Consider the following 17837-nt stretch of genomic DNA (forward strand, 5'->3'; position numbering starts at 1 on the left):
CGCGTGGCCGTCACGCGGCCCGGGCGGTCAGGACACCACGTCCTTGCGGGCGAACCCGCGGAACGCCAGTGCGAACAGCACCAGCGCGTACGTCACGGACACCGACGCGCCCTGGATCATGCCGGACCACTCCGGTGTGGGCTGGACGGCGTCCGCCCAGGCGAACTGCCAGTGGGCGGGCAGGAAGTGCCGCCAGTCGCCGAGGGCGGTGACGGCGTCCAGGACGTTGCCGACGATGGTCAGGCCGACGGCGCCGCCGACCGCGCCCAGCGGGGCGTCGGTGCGGGTGGACAGCCAGAACGCCAGCGCCGCGGTGACCAGTTGCGACACGAAGAGGTATGCGACGATCACCACGAGCCGCCCGGCGGCGGTGCCCGCGTCGAGCGTGCCGCCGGTGGGGATGTGCAGCGGGCCCCAGCCGTAGGCGACGGTGCCGACGGCGAGCGCGACCACCGGCAGCAGCACCATCGCGCCGAGGCTCAGTCCCAGTCCGACGACCAGCTTGGACCACAGCAGCCGCATCCGGGGGACGGGCGCGGCGAGCAGGTAGCGCAGGGAGGACCAGCCGGCCTCGGAGGCGACGGTGTCCCCGCAGAACAGGGCGACCGGGATGACCAGCAGGAAGCCCGCCGACACGAAGAGGCTGACGGCGGCGAAGTTCGCGCCGGACGCGGTGGCCGTGTCCATCAGGTTGACGCGGGTGTTGCGGCCCTCGGGTTCGCCGCCGATCGCGAAGGCGGTCACCAGCACGAACGGCAGCAGGGCGAGGACCGCGCCCATGACGAGGGTGCGCCGCCGCTTGAGCTGGCGGACCAGCTCGACGCGCAGCGGCAGGGTGCGGCCGGCGCGGTAGCCGGCGGCGGTCCCGGCGGGTGCGGGCGGCTGCTCGGGGGCCGTGGACTCCTCGGCCCGCTCGGTGAGCGCGCTCATGCGGATCCTCCGATCAGGGTGAGGAAGGCGTCCTCGAGACGGCGGTGGGGGCCCACGGACGTCACGGGCACCTCCAGCCGGACCAGTTCCGCGATCAGCCGGGGGGCGGTGCCGTCGGCGCCGAGCCGGACCAGCAGCCCTTCGTCGGTGCGGACGGCGGACTCGACGCCGGGCAGCGCGGCGACCTTCCCGGCGAGGGGTTCCTCGACGGGCGTGACGGTGCCGACGAGGAGGGTGTCGCCGGAGCCGATGATCTCGTGCACCGGTCCGGCCTGGACGAGCCGGCCGCGGTCCATGACGACGAGGTGGGTGCAGGACTGCTCGACCTCCGCCAGCAGATGGCTGGAGACGATCACCGTGCGTCCGGCGGCCGCGTACCGGATCATCACCTCACGCATCTCGCGGATCTGCGGCGGGTCGAGGCCGTTGGTCGGTTCGTCGAGGATGAGCAGGTCGGGCAGGCCGAGCATGGCCTGGGCGATGGCGAGGCGCTGGCGCATGCCCTGCGAGTAGGTGCGCACGGCGCGGGCGAGCGCGTCGCCGAGGCCGGCGATCTCCAGGGCCTCGTCGAGGTGGGCGTCCTCGGGCGGGCGGCCGGTGGCGGCCCAGTACAGCTCCAGGTTCTCCCGGCCGGACAGGTGCGGCAGGAAGCCCGCTCCCTCGACGAAGGCGCCGACCCGGGACAGCACGGGGGCTCCGGGGCGCACGGCGTGGCCGAACACCCGGATCTCGCCGTCGTCGGGCTTGATGAGGCCCATCAGCACGCGCAGGGTGGTGGTCTTGCCGGCGCCGTTGGGGCCGAGCAGGCCGAGCACCTGGCCCTTCTCCACCCGGAACGACAGGTCCCGTACGGCGTACCGGTCGGCGGAGCGGGCGTACCGCTTGCTCAGGCCGGTGATCTGGAGGGGCACGTCGGCCAGGTCCGGGTCGGGGGCCGGGGCGGTGGTGCGGCGGCGGGCGGTGAGGAGCAGCGCGAGGGCGGTCAGGGCGCCGGCGACGGGCAGCCACACCACCCAGGCGGGCAGCGGGGCGGCGGCGGTGGTGACGCCGGGCGCGGTGGGGACGGTGAGGTCGCTCCTCAGCGCCACGGTGTACGTGGCCGGGGCGGCGGGGGAGGCGTAGGCGAGGTCGGTGGAGGCGAGGACCAGGCGGAGCCGGTGGCCCTTGCGGACCTCGTGGTCGACGGCCGGGAGGGTCAGCTCGACGTCCTTGCCGGCGCGGGCGTCCTCGACGCGGACGGGGGTGACGAGCTGGGAGGGCAGCACCTGCTGACCGCCGCCCGGGCCGACGTCGTAGAGCTTGGCGAAGAGGACCGCGTCGTCGCCGGTGGACGTCACGCGGACGGTGACGGTCGGGGAGCCGGTGACGCGCAGGTCGCGGGTGACGGGGGCGGACTCGAAGCGGGCGTGCTGGCCCGGGAAGTCGAGGGAGACGCCGACGCCGAGGGAGGAGAGCTGGGAGAGGCCGCCGGAGCCCCCGATGCCGGGCAGGGCGGACACGGCGGGCGGGTTGGCGCCGGCCGGGTTGGCGAAACGCTGCTCACGGCCGGTCAGCTTCACGGTCCGCTCGCCGCTGTGCAGGCCCGGGTAGGCGTCGGCGCTCGCGCCCCGCAACTGGGCCTGGCCGTCGGTGGAGTCGACGCCTCCGGTGCGGGTGACGCGGAAGGCGGGGCCGGTGTCGGCGCTCTTGTCGCCCTTGAGGTAGCGGTCGAACCAGGCGCGGACGCGCGCGTGGAGGCGGTCGTTCTCCGGGTCGCCTCCGTCGTGGCCGCCGGCCAGCCAGTCGACCGTGACGGGGGCGCCGTTGGCGCGGATCGCCCGGGCGGCGGCGTCGGCCTGGCCGAGCGGGAACAGCGAGTCGGTCTGCCCCTGCATCAGCAGGGTGGGCACGTCGATGCGGTCGGCGACGGCGACCGGGGAGCGGGCTTCGAGGAGCGCCCGCGCCCGCGCGTCGGGGACGCCGGACTCGGCGACCCGCTCGTACATGGCGCACAGCTCGGGCTCGAAGCGGGCGCAGCCGCCGCCGGAGGTGACGAAGGCGCCCGCCCACAGCTTCTTGAACACGCCGTTGGGGAAAAGGGCTTCGGCGAGGTCGAAGTAGGTGATGGCGGGGGCTACGGCGTCGACCCGGTCGTCGTACGCGGCGCCGAGGAGGGCGATGGCCCCGCCGTAGGAGTTGCCGGCCATGCCCACGCGGGGGTCGCCGGCCTTGTCGAGGCGGACCTCGGGGCGGGTGGCCAGCCAGTCGACGAGCCGGGAGACGTCGGCGACCTCGCCCTGAGGGTCGTTCAGCCCGATCTTCCCGGTGGACCGGCCGAAGCCGCGCGCGGACCAGGTGAGGACGGCGTACCCGTCGCGGGCGAGGTCCTCGGCCTGGGCGCGGACGTCCTCCTTGCTGCCGCCGAAGCCGTGGCCGAGCAGCACGGCGGGACGGCGGCCTTCGGGGCCCGCGGTGAAGAAGGAGGTGTCGATGCGCACCCCGTCGTCCGTGGCCATGACGCGGTCGGCGCGGCGCACCGGGGGCGCGTCGTCGGAGGCGACGGCCGTCCAGGTCCCGGCCCCAGCGAGGACGACGACGGCGGCCGCGGCGGCGAGGGCACGCCGGGGCCGCGGCCGCCGGAGGCGGGGCAGTCGAAGATCCATGCGTCAACCGTACGGGGTCCGCCTGTCGGTCCGATGTCGACCGGAGACCGAACCGGGGGACCTCCCGGGGGTGTACGCGCGTGTGGCCGTGTACCGCGGGCGCGGTACACGGCCACACGTCCCCTGAGCGGGCTCAGTGGTTGCGGGGGAAGCCCAGGTCGACGCCGGAGGGGGCGTCCGCCGGGTCGGGCCAGCGGGTGGTGACGACCTTTCCGCGGGTGTAGAAGTGCGTGCCGTCGTTGCCGTAGATGTGGTGGTCGCCGAAGAGGGAGTCCTTCCAGCCGCCGAAGGAGTGGTAGCCGACGGGAACCGGGATCGGGACGTTGACGCCGACCATGCCGGCCTCGACCTCGAGCTGGAAGCGGCGGGCGGCGCCGCCGTCGCGGGTGAAGATGGCGGTGCCGTTGCCGAACGGCGAGGCGTTGATGAGGTCCAGGGCCTCCTCGTACGTGTCGGCACGCAGCACGCACAGGACCGGGCCGAAGATCTCGTCCTGGTAGGCCTTGGCGGTGGTCGGCACCTTGTCGAGCAGGGAGATGCCGATCCAGTGGCCGTTCTCGAAGCCGTCGACGGTGTAGCCGGTGCCGTCCAGGACGACCTCGGCGCCCTCGTCGGCCGCGCCGGCGACGTAGGAGGCGACCTTGTCGCGGTGGGTCGCGGTGATCAGCGGGCCCATCTCGGAGGTGGGGTCGTCGCCGGGGCCGATCTTGATCTTCTCGGCGCGCTCGCGGATCTTCTCCACCAGCTCGTCGCCGATCGCGCCGACGGCGACGACCGCGGAGATCGCCATGCAGCGCTCGCCGGCCGAGCCGTACGCGGCGGACACCGCGGCGTCGGCGGCCGCGTCGAGGTCGGCGTCGGGCAGCACCAGCATGTGGTTCTTGGCGCCGCCGAGGGCCTGGACGCGCTTGCCGTTGGCGGAGGCGGTGGTGTGGATGTAGCGGGCGATGGGCGTGGAGCCGACGAAGGACACGGCCTTGACGTCCGGGTGCTCCAGGAGGCGGTCGACGGCCACCTTGTCGCCGTGCACGACGTTGAACACGCCCTCGGGCAGCCCGGCCTCGGCGAGCAGCTCGGCGAGGCGGACGGAGGCGGACGGGTCCTTCTCGCTGGGCTTCAGCACGAAGGTGTTGCCGCAGGCGATGGCGATGGGGAACATCCACATCGGCACCATCGCGGGGAAGTTGAACGGGGTGATGCCGGCGACCACGCCGAGCGGCTGGCGGATGGACGCCACGTCCACGCGGCTGGCGACCTGGGTGGACAGCTCGCCCTTGAGCTGGACGTTGATGCCGCAGGCCAGGTCGACGATCTCCAGGCCGCGCGCGACCTCGCCGAGGGCGTCGGAGTGCACCTTGCCGTGCTCGGCGGTGATCAGCTCGGCGATCTCGTCGCGGTGGGCGTCGAGCAGCGCGCGGAACTTGAACAGGATCGAGGTGCGCTGGGCGAGGGAGGACTGGCCCCAGGTGCGGAACGCCTCCTTGGCGGCGGCGACCGCCGCGTCGACCTCCTCGACGGAGGCGAAGGCGACCTTGGTGGTGACCTCGCCGGTCGCCGGGTTGGTCACCGGGCCGTAGGTTCCCGAGGCGCCTTCGGCGGTCTTGCCGCCGATCCAGTGGTTGACGATCTTCGTCATGACCGAGAACTCCTTCGCAGATGGCGGCGTCGGGTGGAGACGTGCCGTTCGTACAGCTCGTGCGGTGGTGCCGCGGGCGGGCGTGCCGCGGCGATGGCCACGGGTCCATCCCACCAGGGGCGGGGTGCCGGGCGGGCCCGACACTGTGTCGGCCGTTCGGGTCCGCGAGTGGACACATGGGTCTCGGGGGCGGACGTACGGGGCTGAACCTCCGGCGCGGGGCCGCGGCGGGCGGGGAGTCGTCGCTCGCACCTCGCTCCTGCCAAAGCGAGGCGGCCTCCCGCGCCGGAGGCGATCTGTGCGGGGGCGCCGCCGTGGGCGCCCCGACGACGGCCGGGGAACGCCCGGCGACGGTGGAGGCTCGCCATGACGCTCCCTTCGAACGTCTAGTCCCCCTGCGGGATCCGAGGGCTTCCCCCGGTTCTAGCCCCGCTCACGAAGCCCTGTCAATGTTTTGTCCGGACATTCGGACGAGATGTCGGAAGTGAGGGTGGGAGGAGGGGTACCGGTCCGGGTCCGCAAGGGCGCCGGTACGCGTCCGGGGGCCGGGGAGTCAATGCGCCCCGCCGGTGTGCCGGGGTGCGCCCGTGTGGCACTCCTGTCACAAACACTCCCGTCGCGTCACGGGTGTCACACGCGGGCGGCCCTTCCGTCACACCCGCGCACGAGCCCTCTCCGTACGCGGGCCGGCTCGTTCTCCCGCACGACGCTGTCGATCGCCAGCGCATGCCCGGCTCCCCCTGACGGCCGCCCCCGGCCGCCGCCGTGGTGTGCGCGGGGAGGTGCACTCATGACCGAGCTGTGGTCGTACAAGGACATCGCGGCCCACATCAAGGTGCAGCCGGACACCGTGCGTTCCTACCGCAAGCACGGCCTGCTGCCGCCGCCGGACCGGGTGGAGAGCGGGAAGCCCTACTGGTATCCCGACACGGTCCGCCGTTGGGTCGCCGCCCGTCCCGGCAACCGCAACCGCCGGGACTGACCGCCGCGGCACGAGGACGCCGTGCCCCCGCGCCGACCACGCGGGGGCACGGCGTCCGTGCGTGCGCTCAGCGCCAGGGCTCGATCACCGTCACCCCGGCGGCCGGCGCGGTGTCCATCGCCGCCAGCGCAGCGGGCACCGCGTCCAGGCCGATCACGGAGGTCACCAGCAGGTCGGGGCGGAGCACCCCGGCGCGCACCAGGTCCAGCATCGGCGGGTAGGCGTGGGCGGCCATGCCGTGGCTGCCGAGGATCTCCAGCTCCAGGGCGACGGCGCGGGCCATGGGCACGGGCGTGGTGCCCGTCTCCGAGGGGAGCAGGCCCACCTGCACGTGCCGGCCCCGCCTGCGCAGGCCGTTCACAGAGGCGGCACAGGTGACAGGCGCACCGAGGGCGTCCAGGGAGAGGTGGGCGCCGCCGCCGGTCAGCTCACGGACCGCGGCTGCGGGGTCGTCCACCGCGGAGGCGTCCACGGTCTCGGCCGCGCCGAACCGCCGGGCCAGGTCGAGCGCGCCCGGCGACACGTCGACCGCGACCACGCGCGCGCCGGACGCCGCCGCGATCATCACCGCGGACAGACCGACACCCCCGCAGCCGTGCACCGCGACCCACTCCCCCGCCGCGACCCGGCCCTGCTGCACCACGGCCCGGTAGGCGGTGGCGAACCGGCAGCCGAGGGAGGCGGCGGTGGCGTACGCCATGCCGCCGGGGACGGCGACCAGGTTCACGTCGGCGTGGTCGAGGGCGACGTACTGGGCGAAGGAGCCCCAGTGGGTGAAGCCGGGCTGCGTCTGGCGTTCGCACACCTGCTGGTCGCCGGCCGCGCAGGCCGGGCAGGAGCCGCAGGCGCAGACGAACGGCACGGTGACCCGGTCCCCGGCGCGCCAGCGGGTGACCCGGGGGCCCGCCGCCTCGACGACTCCGGCGAGCTCGTGGCCGGGGACGTGCGGGAGGGCGACGTCCGGGTCGCGGCCCTGCCAGGCGTGCCAGTCGCTGCGGCACAGGCCGGTGGCCTCCACGCGGACCACGACCCCGTGCTCCGCCGGCTCCGGGTCCGCGACCTCGCGCACCTCGGCCGGTTCCCCGTACCGCTCGAACACCACCGCTCGCATGCCAGGTCCCGCCTTCCGGTGATCGCCGCTGTAGGCGGAACGCTATCGCCGGCCCGTCGCGCGCCGGCTCCCGGGCCGTCCCGCCCGCGCGCTCCACGTCCTGGATTCATACCCCCTAGGGGTATAGTGTGAGTGGTACGGGGTTCTCATGGGCCCCTGCGACCCCCTGCACACCCCACAAGCCCCGACGAGGAGAACGACATGACGTCCCAGACCGACACCCAGGGTTCCGTCACCACCGTCTACAAGGTGACCGGGATGAGCTGCGGGCACTGCGAGGGCGCCGTCTCCGGCGAGATCTCCCAGCTCCCCGGCGTCAGCTCGGTGACGGCCGTCGCCTCCTCCGGCGAGGTGACCGTGGTCTCCGCCGCGCCGCTCGACGAGGCCGCCGTGCGCGCCGCCGTCGACGAGGCCGGCTTCGAGCTGGCCGGCACGGTCTGAGCCACATCCTCACGAAGGCACCCCGCGCGGCGTGAACCGGGCCGTACCGGCCACCCGGCAACGCCCCCCCCGGACACCCCGGCCCACCCGGTCCCCGCGGCCTTTCGGCCCGGCCCGCCGCCGCCCGCATCCCGGACGTCCCCAGGAGCACGGACATGACCAGCACCACCGCCACCGAGGCGCCGGCCGCCGCCGGGCAGCCGCCCCTCTCGGAGGTCGAGCTGCTCATCGGCGGGATGACCTGCGCCTCCTGCGCGGCCCGCGTCGAGAAGAAGCTCAACCGCATGGAGGGCGTCACCGCCACGGTGAACTACGCGACCGAGAAGGCCCGGATCGCGTATCCGCCGGGCGTCGAGGTCGCCGATCTGATCACCACGGTGGTGAAGACCGGCTACACCGCCGAGGAACCGGCGCCCCCGCAGCGGGACGCGGAGGAGGACACCGCATCCGGGAAGGATCCCGGGACGGCGGCCCTGCGCACCCGGCTGATCGTTTCCGCGCTGCTGGCCCTGCCGGTGGTGCTGCTGGCGATGATCCCGCCGCTCCAGTTCGACAACTGGCAGTGGCTCTCCCTGACCCTCGCCGCGCCGGTCGTGGTGTGGGGTGCGGCGCCCTTCCACAAGGCCGCGTGGACGAATCTGCGGCACGGCGCGGCCACCATGGACACCCTGGTGTCGGTGGGCACGCTGGCCGCGTTCGGCTGGTCGCTGTGGGCGCTGTTCCTGGGCGACGCGGGCGAGCCGGGCATGCGGCACCCCTTCGAGCTGACCGTGTCCCGCACCGACGGGGCCTCCATGATCTATCTGGAGGTCGCCGCGGGCGTGACCGCGTTCATCCTGCTCGGCCGCTATCTGGAGGCCCGCTCCAAGCGGCAGGCGGGCGCGGCGCTGCGGGCGCTGATGGAGCTGGGCGCCAAGGACGTCACCGTGCTGCGGGAAGGGCGCGAGGTGCGGGTGCCGGCCGAGCGGCTGGCCGTGGGCGACCGGTTCGTGGTGCGGCCCGGGGAGAAGATCGCCACCGACGGCACGGTCGTCGAGGGCGCCTCCGCCGTGGACGCGTCCATGCTGACCGGCGAGTCCGTGCCGGTGGACGTGACCGTGGGCGACACCGTCACCGGCGCGACCGTCAACGCGGGCGGCCGGCTGGTCGTCGAGGCGACCCGGATCGGCGCGGACACGCAGCTCGCGCGGATGGCGAAGCTGGTGGAGGACGCGCAGACGGGCAAGGCGCAGGTGCAGCGGCTCGCCGACCGGATCGCCGGGGTGTTCGTGCCGGTGGTGCTGCTGATCGCGGCCGCCACGTTCGGGCTGTGGCTGGGCAACACCGGGGACACGGTCTCCGCGTTCACCGCGGCCGTCGCCGTACTGATCATCGCCTGCCCGTGCGCCCTCGGCCTCGCCACGCCGACCGCGCTGATGGTCGGCACCGGGCGGGGCGCCCAGCTCGGCATCCTCATCAAGGGGCCCGAGGTGCTGGAGTCCACCCGGCGCGTGGACACGGTCGTCCTGGACAAGACGGGGACCGTCACCACCGGCCGGATGTCCCTGCGCGCCGTGCACACCGCCGAGGGCGCCGACGAGCGGGAGCTGCTGCGGCTCGCGGGCGCCCTGGAGCACGCCTCGGAGCACCCGGTGGCCCGTGCGGTCGCCGCGGGCGCCGAGGAGCGCGTGGGCCCGCTGCCCGAGGCCGAGCACTTCGAGAGCGTTCCCGGGCGGGGCGTGCGCGGGCGCGTGGAGGGCCGTGAGGTGGCCGTGGGGCGGCTGTCCGAGGTGTTCGGGGAGCTGCCGCCGGAGCTGGAGCGGGCCAAGGCGGACGCCGAGCGCGCCGGGCACACCGCGGTGGTCGCCGGCTGGGACGGCGTGGCACGCGGTGTCCTCGCCGTCGCCGACACGGTGAAGGAGACCAGCGCCGAGGCGGTCCGCGACCTGCGGGCGCTGGGCCTCACGCCGGTGCTGCTGACCGGCGACAACCGGGCGGTGGCCGAGGCCGTCGCGCGCGCCGTCGGCATCGACGAGGACCGGGTGATCGCCGAGGTGCTGCCCGAGGACAAGGCCGACGTGGTGCGGCGGCTCCAGGAGGAGGGGCGCAGCGTCGCCATGGTCGGCGACGGCGTCAACGACGCGGCCGCGCTGGCCGTCGCCGATCTGGGTCTGTCCCTGGGCACCGGCACGGACGCGGCGATCGAGGCGGGCGACCTGACGCTGGTCCGCGGCGACCTGAGGGTGGCGGCGGACGCGATACGGCTGTCCCGGCGCACCCTCTCCACCATCAAGGGCAACCTGGTGTGGGCCTTCGGCTACAACGTGGCCGCGCTGCCGCTCGCCGCGGCGGGACTGCTGAACCCGATGATCGCCGGGGCCGCCATGGCCTTCTCGTCGGTCTTCGTCGTGACCAACAGTCTGCGGCTCCGGTCATTTCATTGAGGTCTCAAGTTGGGCAGTACCCCTGGAGTCCGGTAAGACCCTCACATAAGCTCTTCACAAGCCTCGCGCATCATCCTTACGCTTGGGTCCCGTGAGAGATTTGCGGGCTCCTGCGCAGTGTGGGGACATATGCAAGAGACGCAGATCACAGTGATCTGAACGTAACCATCGAAGGGGTTCGAAGGTCTAAGTTGGCGATGTCGGGCAGCGTCTTGGGGGGCGCTACCTGGCATCTGGAGATGTCTTGGGGGACTTCTCCAGAGATTGCGTTGCCGGGGCACGTGCCCAGGGAAGCTTTGAGCGGCCCTCCCGACGTGCGTTGTCCCGGCAGACCGCACACCGACGAGTGCGGGCGGGTTCAGGTCCGTCCGTGCTCAACAGCGATTCAGGCGCTGTCCTCACAAGCGCCCGGCCGGATCCCGTGGGGGGAATCCGCACCGGGACATGGGAAGGCGCCCTGGTACGTCGGCCCGTGGGGGGACCGGCGACCGGGGCGCCTTTTCCATACGCGCGCGGAGAACGCCCGAAGGGGCGCGGTTCCGCGGGACGCCCAGGGAGCGCCGGCTGCGCAACACGCCAGAAGCGGCGCGGTCCTGCGGGACGCCACTGCGGGCGCGGGCTGCGCAACACGCCAGAAGGGGCGCGGGGAACTGCGCGACCAGCCACAGCCGGCCCGCAGCCGCCCACACCCCTTCGGCGACGAACTCTCAGGCGCTCACGCGCACAACACCCGCAGGGGGTGTCACCGCTCCTCGACCGGCACGAAGTCCCGCTCGACAACACCCGTGTAAATCTGCCGCGGACGGCCGATACGCGACCCCGGCTCCTTGATCATCTCGTGCCACTGGGCGATCCACCCCGGCAGCCGCCCCAGAGCGAACAGCACGGTGAACATCTCCGTCGGGAAGCCCATGGCCCGGTAGATCAGACCGGTGTAGAAGTCCACGTTCGGGTAGAGGCTGCGCGAGACGAAGTAGTCGTCGGAGAGCGCGTGCTCCTCCAGCTTGAGCGCGATGTCCAGCAGCTCGTCGGACTTGCCGAGGGCGGACAGCACGTCGTGCGCGGCGGCCTTGATGATCTTGGCGCGCGGGTCGAAGTTCTTGTAGACCCGGTGGCCGAAGCCCATCAGGCGGACGCCGTCCTCCTTGTTCTTCACCTTGCGGATGAAGGCGTCGACGTCGCCGCCGTTGTCGCGGATGCCCTCGAGCATCTCCAGCACCGACTGGTTGGCGCCGCCGTGCAGCGGGCCCCACAGGGCGTTGATGCCGGCGGAGATCGAGGCGAACATGTTCGCCTGCGAGGACCCCACCAGACGCACAGTCGACGTCGAGCAGTTCTGCTCGTGGTCGGCGTGCAGGATCAGCAGCTTGTCCAGGGCGGAGACGACGACCGGGTCCAGGTCGTACTCCTGGGCCGGGACGGAGAACGTCATGCGCAGGAAGTTCTCGACGTAGCCGAGGTCGTTGCGCGGGTAGACGAACGGGTGGCCGACCGACTTCTTGTAGGCGTAGGCCGCGATCGTCGGAAGCTTGGCGAGCAGGCGGATCGTGGAGAGGTTGCGCTGCTGCTCGTCGAACGGGTTGTGGCTGTCCTGGTAGAACGTGGACAGCGCGGAGACCACCGAGGACAGCATGGCCATCGGGTGGGCGTCGCGCGGGAAGCCCCGGTAGAAGTTCTTGACGTCCTCGTGCAGCAGCGTGTGCTGCGTGATGTCGTCCTTGAAGGCGGCCAGCTCGTCGACGGTCGGCAACTCGCCGTTGATCAGCAGGTAGGCCACCTCAAGGAAGGTGGAGCGCTCGGCCAGCTGCTCGATCGGGTAGCCGCGGTACCGGAGGATGCCGGCCTCGCCGTCGAGATAGGTGATCGCGGATTTATAGGCGGCCGTGTTGCCGTAGCCGCTGTCCAGCGTCACCAGACCGGTCTGGGCGCGGAGCTTCCCGATGTCGAAGCCCTTGTCACCGACGGTGCTGTCGATCACCGGGTAGGTGTACTCGCTGCCGTCGTACCGCAGTACTACAGAGTTGTCGCTCACGTCTTCCCTCACCGACGTTGTGCCTCATCTTCGAGGTGCCCTGACTGTCTCTACCATCCCCCACTCGGCTCAGGAGAGTGCACTCGGGGTCGACCATCGGGCCTATCGGCGGCACTGAGTGCCGCCAACTTGCCCATCCTGCCCCCTGTGTTCCCCATCCGGAAGCCCTGTGTGACCTTCACGACTCATTTGATCGATCATTTTTTGATGACGGGGCCCTCACAGCGGCGTCCGCCCCCGCCGAGAGGCGGTGCGTCCCGGGTCCCCCGCGTGGTGAAGCGGAATCGGCGAGCCGCATGTCGAGGGCCGTGCAGCGGCGGCCCGCCGACACCGTGCGCACGGCCTGTCCGATGGCCTTGCGGGAGCCGACCAGGACGACGAGTTTCCGGGCCCGGGTGACCGCCGTGTAGAGCAGGTTGCGCTGGAGCATCATCCACGCGCCCGTCGTGACGGGGATGACGACCGCCGGGTACTCGCTGCCCTGGGAGCGGTGGATGGTCACGGCGTAGGCGTGCGCCAGCTCGTCCAGTTCGTCGAAGCCGTACGGCACCTCCTCGTCCTCGTCGGTCAGCACGGTCAGGCGCTGGTCGACGGGGTCGAGGGAGGTGACGACGCCGACGGTGCCGTTGAAGACGCCGTTGGCGCCCTTCTCGTAGTTGTTGCGGATCTGCGTGACCTTGTCGCCGACGCGGAACACCCGTCCGCCGAACCGCTTCTCCGGCAGATCGGGGCGTGCGGGGGTGACGGCCTGCTGGAGCAGGCCGTTGAGCGTGCCCGCGCCGGCCGGGCCGCGGTGCATGGGGGCGAGGACCTGCACGTCCCGGCGCGGGTCGAGGCCGAACGTGGCGGGGATGCGCCGGGCGGCGACGTCGACCGTGAGCCGCCCGGCCTCCTCGGTGTCGTCCTCGACGAAGAGGAAGAAGTCCTTCATGCCCTCGGTGACGGGGTGCTGCCCGGCGTTGATGCGGTGGGCGTTGGTGACCACGCCGGACTGCTGGGCCTGGCGGAAGACGCGGGTGAGCCGGACGGCGGGGACGGGGCTGCCGTCGGCGAGGAGATCCCGCAGCACCTCGCCCGCGCCGACGCTGGGGAGCTGGTCCACATCCCCGACGAACAGCAGGTGGGCGCCCGGCGGCACGGCCTTGACCAGCTTGTTCGCCAGCAGCAGGTCCAGCATGGACGCCTCGTCGACCACCACCAGGTCGGCGTCCAGCGGCCGGTCACGGTCGTACGCGGCGTCCCCGCCGGGCTTGAGCTCCAGCAGCCGGTGCACGGTGGACGCCTCGGCGCCGGTCAGCTCGGCGAGCCGCTTGGCGGCGCGTCCGGTCGGCGCGGCGAGCACCACCTTCGCCTTCTTGGCACGGGCCAGTTCGACGATGGACCGCACGGTGAAGGACTTGCCGCAGCCGGGTCCGCCGGTCAGCACGGCCACCTTCCGCGTCAACGCCAGCTTGACCGCGGCCTCCTGTTCGGGCGCCAGGTCCGTCCCCGTACGTCCGCGCAGCCAGCCGAGCGCCTTGTCCCACGCCACGTCCTGGAACGCGGGCATCCGGTCCTGGTCGGTGCGCAGCAGCCGCAGCAGCTGGGAGGCGAGGGCGACTTCGGCGCGGTGGAACGGCACCAGGTAGACGGCGGTGACGGGGTCGCCGCCCTCCGGGTCGGGCACCTTCTCCCGGACGACGCCGGGGTCCTCCCCCGGGTCCTCCGGCTCGGCGGCCAGCTCGGCGAGGCACTCGATGACCAGGCCGGTGTCGACCTGGAGGAGCTTCACCGCGTCGGCGATGAGCTTCTCCTCGGGGAGGTAGCAGTGGCCCTGGTCGGTGGCCTGCGACAGCGCGTACTGGAGGCCGGCCTTCACGCGGTCCGGGCTGTCGTGGGGGATGCCGACGGACTGGGCGATCTTGTCGGCGGTGAGGAAGCCGATGCCCCAGACGTCGGCGGCGAGCCGGTAGGGCTGGTTCTTCACCACGGAGATGGAGGCGTCGCCGTACTTCTTGTAGATGCGCACGGCGATGGAGGTGGAGACCTCGACGGTCTGGAGGAAGAGCATGACCTCCTTGATCGCCTTCTGCTCCTCCCAGGCGTCGGCGATCTTCTTGGTCCGCTTGGGCCCGAGCCCCGGGACCTCGATGAGCCGCTTCGGCTCCTCCTCGATGATCCGGAGGGTGTCCGTCCCGAAGTGCTGGGTGATCCGGTCGGCGAAGACGGGACCGATGCCCTTCACCAGCCCCGAGCCGAGGTAGCGGCGGATGCCCTGGACGGTGGCGGGGAGGACGGTCGTGTAGTTCTCGACGTGGAACTGCTTGCCGTACTGGGGATGCGACCCCCAGCGCCCCTCCATCCGCAGCGACTCCCCCACCTGCGCGCCGAGCAGCGCGCCGACGACGGTGAGCAGGTCGTTGGCGCCGCGTCCGGCGTCGACGCGGGCGACGGTGTAGCCGTTCTCCTCGTTGGCGTAGGTGATGCGCTCCAGCACGCCTTCGAGCACGGCGAGCCGGCGTTCGCCGGGGGGTGCGGGTGGATGGGTGGGCATGGGTCGACGGTACCGGTGGGATCTGACAGAGGGTCCGGGCTCACGGGAGCCTTGCTCAGGACTGCTCGTCCGGGCCGGGGTGGGCGGGTCCGTGGTGCTCGGCGAGGGCGGTGAGCAGGCGGGTGAGCTCGTCGCGCTCGGCCGGGTCGAGGGGGGCGAGGAGTTCGTCCTGCGCCTCACGGATGAGCGCGTCCAGGCGTTCGAGGCGGCGACGGCCCGCGGCGGTGAGGGTGATGACGTTGCGGCGGCGGTCGTGAGGGTCGGGGTCGCGGCGGACGCAGCCCGCGTCCCCCAGGTCGTTGAGGACGGCCACCATGTCGCTGCGGTGGATGCCGGTACGGCGGCTCAGCTCGGCCTGGCTGGCGGGGCCCGCCTCGGCGAGGGTGAGCAGCACCGCGAAGTGCCACTTGTGGGCGCCCTCGGCCGCCAGCCGCTCGCCGACCAGCCGGTCGGCCACCAGGGTGACGCCGGCCAGCAGACGGCTGGGGATGGCGCGGAGGCGTGCGGGGGCGGGTTCCTCCGAGGCCGGTGTGCGACTGGGGCTCATGCGTGGTCCTCCGCGTCTTGCGTTGGTGGGACGAACAGTCTACGTTCGTTAGTGGCACAAACGTTAGTGTCACTATCGATTGCTGGAGGCGACCGTGATCACGCCGTTCCGTATCGACATCCCCCAGGCCGGCCTCGACGACCTCGCCGGCCGGCTGGCACGCACCCGCTGGCCGAACGAGATCACCGGCGCCGGCTGGGACTACGGCTTCCCGCTGGCCCGGCTGCGGGAGCTGGCCGAGCACTGGCGCACCGGCTACGACTGGCGTGCGCACGAGGCCCGGCTCAACGAACTCCCCCATTTCCGCACGGAGATCGAGGGCCAGACCGTCCATTTCGTCCATGTGCGCTCCGCCCGGCCGGACGCGCTCGCGCTGATCCTCACCCACGGCTGGCCGGGCTCGTTCCTGGAGTTCCTCGGCGTGGTGGAACCGCTGTCCCGGGACTTCCATCTGGTGATCCCGTCCATCCCCGGCTACGGCTTCTCCGGGCCGACCCACGAGCGCGGCTGGGACGTCGTCCGCGTCGCCCGCGCATGGGCCGAGCTGATGCGCCGCCTCGGCTACGAGCGGTACGGGGCGCAGGGCGGCGACTTCGGCTCGGGCATCTCGCTGGCGCTGGGCGCGGTGGCGCCGGAGCAGGTGGCCGGCGTGCACGTGAACTACCTGCCCACCCGGCCTGACCCAACCGCCGACGTCACCCTGAGCCCCTCGGACGAGGCCCGGCTGGACAAGGTGCGGCAACTGATGGCGAACCGCCCGCCGTACCAGGCCCTGCAGGCCACGACCCCGCAGACGCTCGGCTACGCGCTGACCGACTCGCCGGTGGGCCAGCTGGCGTGGATCGCGGAACGGTTCGCGCAGTGGACCGACCCCCGGACGCCGGTGAGCGACGAGCGGATCCTGACCGACGTCTCGCTGTACTGGCTGACCGCCACGGCGGCCTCGTCGGCACGGCTGCACCGCGAGTCGGCCCGGCGCGCCGAGGAATGCCCGGTGCCGGTGGGGGTGGCGGTGCTCCCCCACGACATCACCCAGTCGGTACGGCCGCTGGCGGAGCGGCTGTACGACATCCGGCACTGGTCGGAGTTCGACCGGGGCGGTCACTTCGCGGCGATGGAAGTGCCGGAACTGTTCGCGGAGGACGTACGGACGTTCTTCCAGGGACCGGTCGCCGGGGCGGGCGTGTCCGTCACTTCGCGCGCTGCCCGATGAGGGAGTTGAGCAGAGCCGCGCCGCGTTCCGCGTCGTCGACGCTGACCGCGAAGTCCTTGCCCTTGACCGTGCGGATCACCAGGCATTCGCCGCCGCGGAGCATGACGGTGGTGCCGAGGCCGCTCAGGCGGTAGCCCCAGCCGCCGACCTGCCCGGCGGTGCGGTGCTCGGCCCAGGCGGAGGCGATGGTGTCGGCGGGCCAGCGCCGGGCAGGCCAACCGAGCGGGCCGAAGGCGATCTCGAGGCCCTTCTCGGTCACCCGGGCCTGGACGGAGGAGCAGGCGAGCAGCGCGACGGTGGCGAGGGCGAAGGACGCGGCGCCCACGGTGCCTTCAAGCCCGCCGCCCAGGCCGGCCACCGCGCCCGCCGTCGCCGCGAGCGTGAGGATGCCGGTCACGGCCGCCAGGAGGTGGAGCCAGCGGTTGGAGGTGCGGGACAGCCAGACGAAGCGCTGTCCCTTCGGTATCTCCATCGCGGGGCCCGACGGGGGCGGCACCGTGAGGCGGGCCCGGCGACCGGCCCATTGGGCGGCGACGGCCACCACGGTGGCGCCGACGAGGGTGGCGATCACCCAGCCGGTCACGGAGCCGGCGTCACGCCAGTCCGTCCGGTCGAGGTTGGCCCGGACGATCGACGCCTGCGCGCCGAGGAGGGTCACGCCGGTGAAGCCGAGCGTGATGCCGGCCCAGCCGGGTGCGGAGGCCAAGGCTGTACCGGTGCTGCGGCGAGCGCGCCACAGGCCCAGTACGGCAACCGCCGCGATCAGCAGCCAGATCAGCGCCGGGAGGAGCGTCGCGGCCCAGAACGGCATCGAGTCGTCCGGCTCGCCGCTCGCACCCCAGTGGGTCGCCAGCCGGTCGGGCAGCCGGTCCCGGGCGGTGAGCGGGAAGACCACCAGGAGCACGAGCACTCCCACAACCCAGGCGGTGGCGCCCCATGTCGTGGCGTTTCCGCGCGCTGTCCGCTCGGTCACGTGACCTCCCTGATCATGTCGATGACGTCGTCCTTGCCGTACCCGAGGCGCGCCGCGTCGGCCAGAACCTCCCGGACCCGGTCCAGCAACGCCGAACGCCCGTCCGCCCCTTGAGCCACGGTCACCCCACGCCCGCGCCGGAACTCCAGCACGCCTTCGTCCCGCAGGGCGCGCAGGCCGCGGAGCACGGTGTTGACGTTCACACCGAGCGCCTGGGAGAGGTCCCGGGCGGGCGGCAGCCGGTCGCCCGGCGCGCACTCCCCTTCGGCGATGGCCCGCCGGATGGCCCCGGCCACCTGCTCGTGCAGGGGGCGGGTGTCGGCTACGTCGAGTCTCAGCAGCATGGTGCTAATGACAATAGCACCATGTGTCTT

At 72.7% G+C, this 17837-nt stretch carries 13 protein-coding genes and 1 pseudogene; 4 read left to right on the forward strand and 10 right to left on the reverse strand.

Annotated elements, in window-relative coordinates; all coding sequences use genetic code 11:
- Positions 1-27 precede the first annotated feature (27 nt).
- The 4 genes and pseudogenes from AY578_RS11425 to AY578_RS34070 form a co-directional block, all read right to left on the reverse strand.
- Positions 28-930: an ABC transporter permease gene (locus AY578_RS11425; protein WP_019527553.1), complete on the reverse strand. Its 903-nt coding sequence runs from the start codon at positions 928-930 to the stop codon at positions 28-30.
- Positions 927-3572 carry an alpha/beta fold hydrolase gene (locus tag AY578_RS11430; RefSeq protein ID WP_136239643.1) on the reverse strand — a complete coding sequence of 882 codons (2646 nt, stop codon included), beginning with the start codon at positions 3570-3572 and terminating at the stop codon, positions 927-929. The genes AY578_RS11425 and AY578_RS11430 overlap by 4 nt, the downstream gene beginning before the upstream one ends.
- Positions 3573-3705: 133 nt before the next feature.
- A complete protein-coding gene (gene mmsA, locus AY578_RS11435) occupies positions 3706-5208 on the reverse strand; it encodes a CoA-acylating methylmalonate-semialdehyde dehydrogenase (RefSeq protein ID WP_019527551.1) in 1503 nt (500 codons plus the stop codon).
- Between the two features lie 206 nt (positions 5209-5414).
- A pseudogene (locus AY578_RS34070) lies at positions 5415-5576 on the reverse strand (5-deoxy-glucuronate isomerase); the annotation flags it as partial.
- 422 nt (positions 5577-5998) lie between these two features.
- Between AY578_RS34070 and AY578_RS11450 the strand changes: the two are divergent.
- Complete coding sequence (locus AY578_RS11450; protein WP_019527550.1) at positions 5999-6190, forward strand: helix-turn-helix transcriptional regulator; 192 nt, start codon at positions 5999-6001, stop codon at positions 6188-6190.
- 67 nt (positions 6191-6257) lie between these two features.
- Here AY578_RS11450 and AY578_RS11455 read toward each other — a convergent pair whose 3' ends face one another.
- Positions 6258-7301: a zinc-dependent alcohol dehydrogenase family protein gene (locus AY578_RS11455; protein ID WP_136239644.1), complete on the reverse strand. Its 1044-nt coding sequence runs from the start codon at positions 7299-7301 to the stop codon at positions 6258-6260.
- 201 nt (positions 7302-7502) lie between these two features.
- Between AY578_RS11455 and AY578_RS11460 the strand changes: the two genes are divergently transcribed.
- Both AY578_RS11460 and AY578_RS11465 read left to right on the forward strand, forming a co-directional pair.
- A complete protein-coding gene (locus AY578_RS11460) occupies positions 7503-7742 on the forward strand; it encodes a heavy-metal-associated domain-containing protein (RefSeq protein WP_006136275.1) in 240 nt (79 codons plus the stop codon).
- A 155-nt stretch (positions 7743-7897) separates the two neighbouring features.
- Positions 7898-10165: a heavy metal translocating P-type ATPase gene (locus tag AY578_RS11465; RefSeq protein ID WP_136239645.1), complete on the forward strand. Its 2268-nt coding sequence runs from the start codon at positions 7898-7900 to the stop codon at positions 10163-10165.
- Between the two features lie 742 nt (positions 10166-10907).
- On the opposite strand, the gene AY578_RS11470 is transcribed toward AY578_RS11465, so the two are convergent.
- From AY578_RS11470 to AY578_RS11480, 3 genes are all read right to left on the reverse strand, one after another.
- Entirely contained in the window at positions 10908-12197 is a 1290-nt protein-coding gene (locus AY578_RS11470; protein WP_019527547.1) for a citrate synthase, read from the reverse strand.
- 178 nt (positions 12198-12375) lie between these two features.
- Positions 12376-14730: an SF1B family DNA helicase RecD2 gene (gene recD2, locus AY578_RS11475; protein WP_019527546.1), complete on the reverse strand. Its 2355-nt coding sequence runs from the start codon at positions 14728-14730 to the stop codon at positions 12376-12378.
- A 55-nt stretch (positions 14731-14785) separates the two neighbouring features.
- Entirely contained in the window at positions 14786-15277 is a 492-nt protein-coding gene (locus AY578_RS11480; RefSeq protein ID WP_028959237.1) for a MarR family winged helix-turn-helix transcriptional regulator, read from the reverse strand.
- 94 nt (positions 15278-15371) lie between these two features.
- On the opposite strand from AY578_RS11480, the gene AY578_RS11485 reads away from it, so the two are divergent.
- The gene (locus tag AY578_RS11485) at positions 15372-16490 is read left to right on the forward strand and encodes an epoxide hydrolase family protein (protein WP_161233001.1); all 1119 of its coding nucleotides are present in this window, start codon (positions 15372-15374) and stop codon (positions 16488-16490) included.
- Here the strand turns inward: AY578_RS11485 and AY578_RS11490 are convergent.
- The gene (locus AY578_RS11490) at positions 16468-17463 is read right to left on the reverse strand and encodes a DUF1648 domain-containing protein (protein ID WP_337590622.1); all 996 of its coding nucleotides are present in this window, start codon (positions 17461-17463) and stop codon (positions 16468-16470) included. The two genes, AY578_RS11485 and AY578_RS11490, sit on opposite strands and share 23 nt — an antisense overlap.
- A complete protein-coding gene (locus AY578_RS11495; protein ID WP_019527542.1) occupies positions 17460-17807 on the reverse strand; it encodes a GntR family transcriptional regulator in 348 nt (115 codons plus the stop codon). The genes AY578_RS11490 and AY578_RS11495 overlap by 4 nt, the downstream gene beginning before the upstream one ends.
- Positions 17808-17837: the final 30 nt, after the last annotated feature.

The sequence above is a fragment of the Streptomyces thermocarboxydus genome (assembly GCF_024760485.1).
Classification (GTDB): Bacteria; Actinomycetota; Actinomycetes; order Streptomycetales; family Streptomycetaceae; genus Streptomyces; species Streptomyces cellulosae.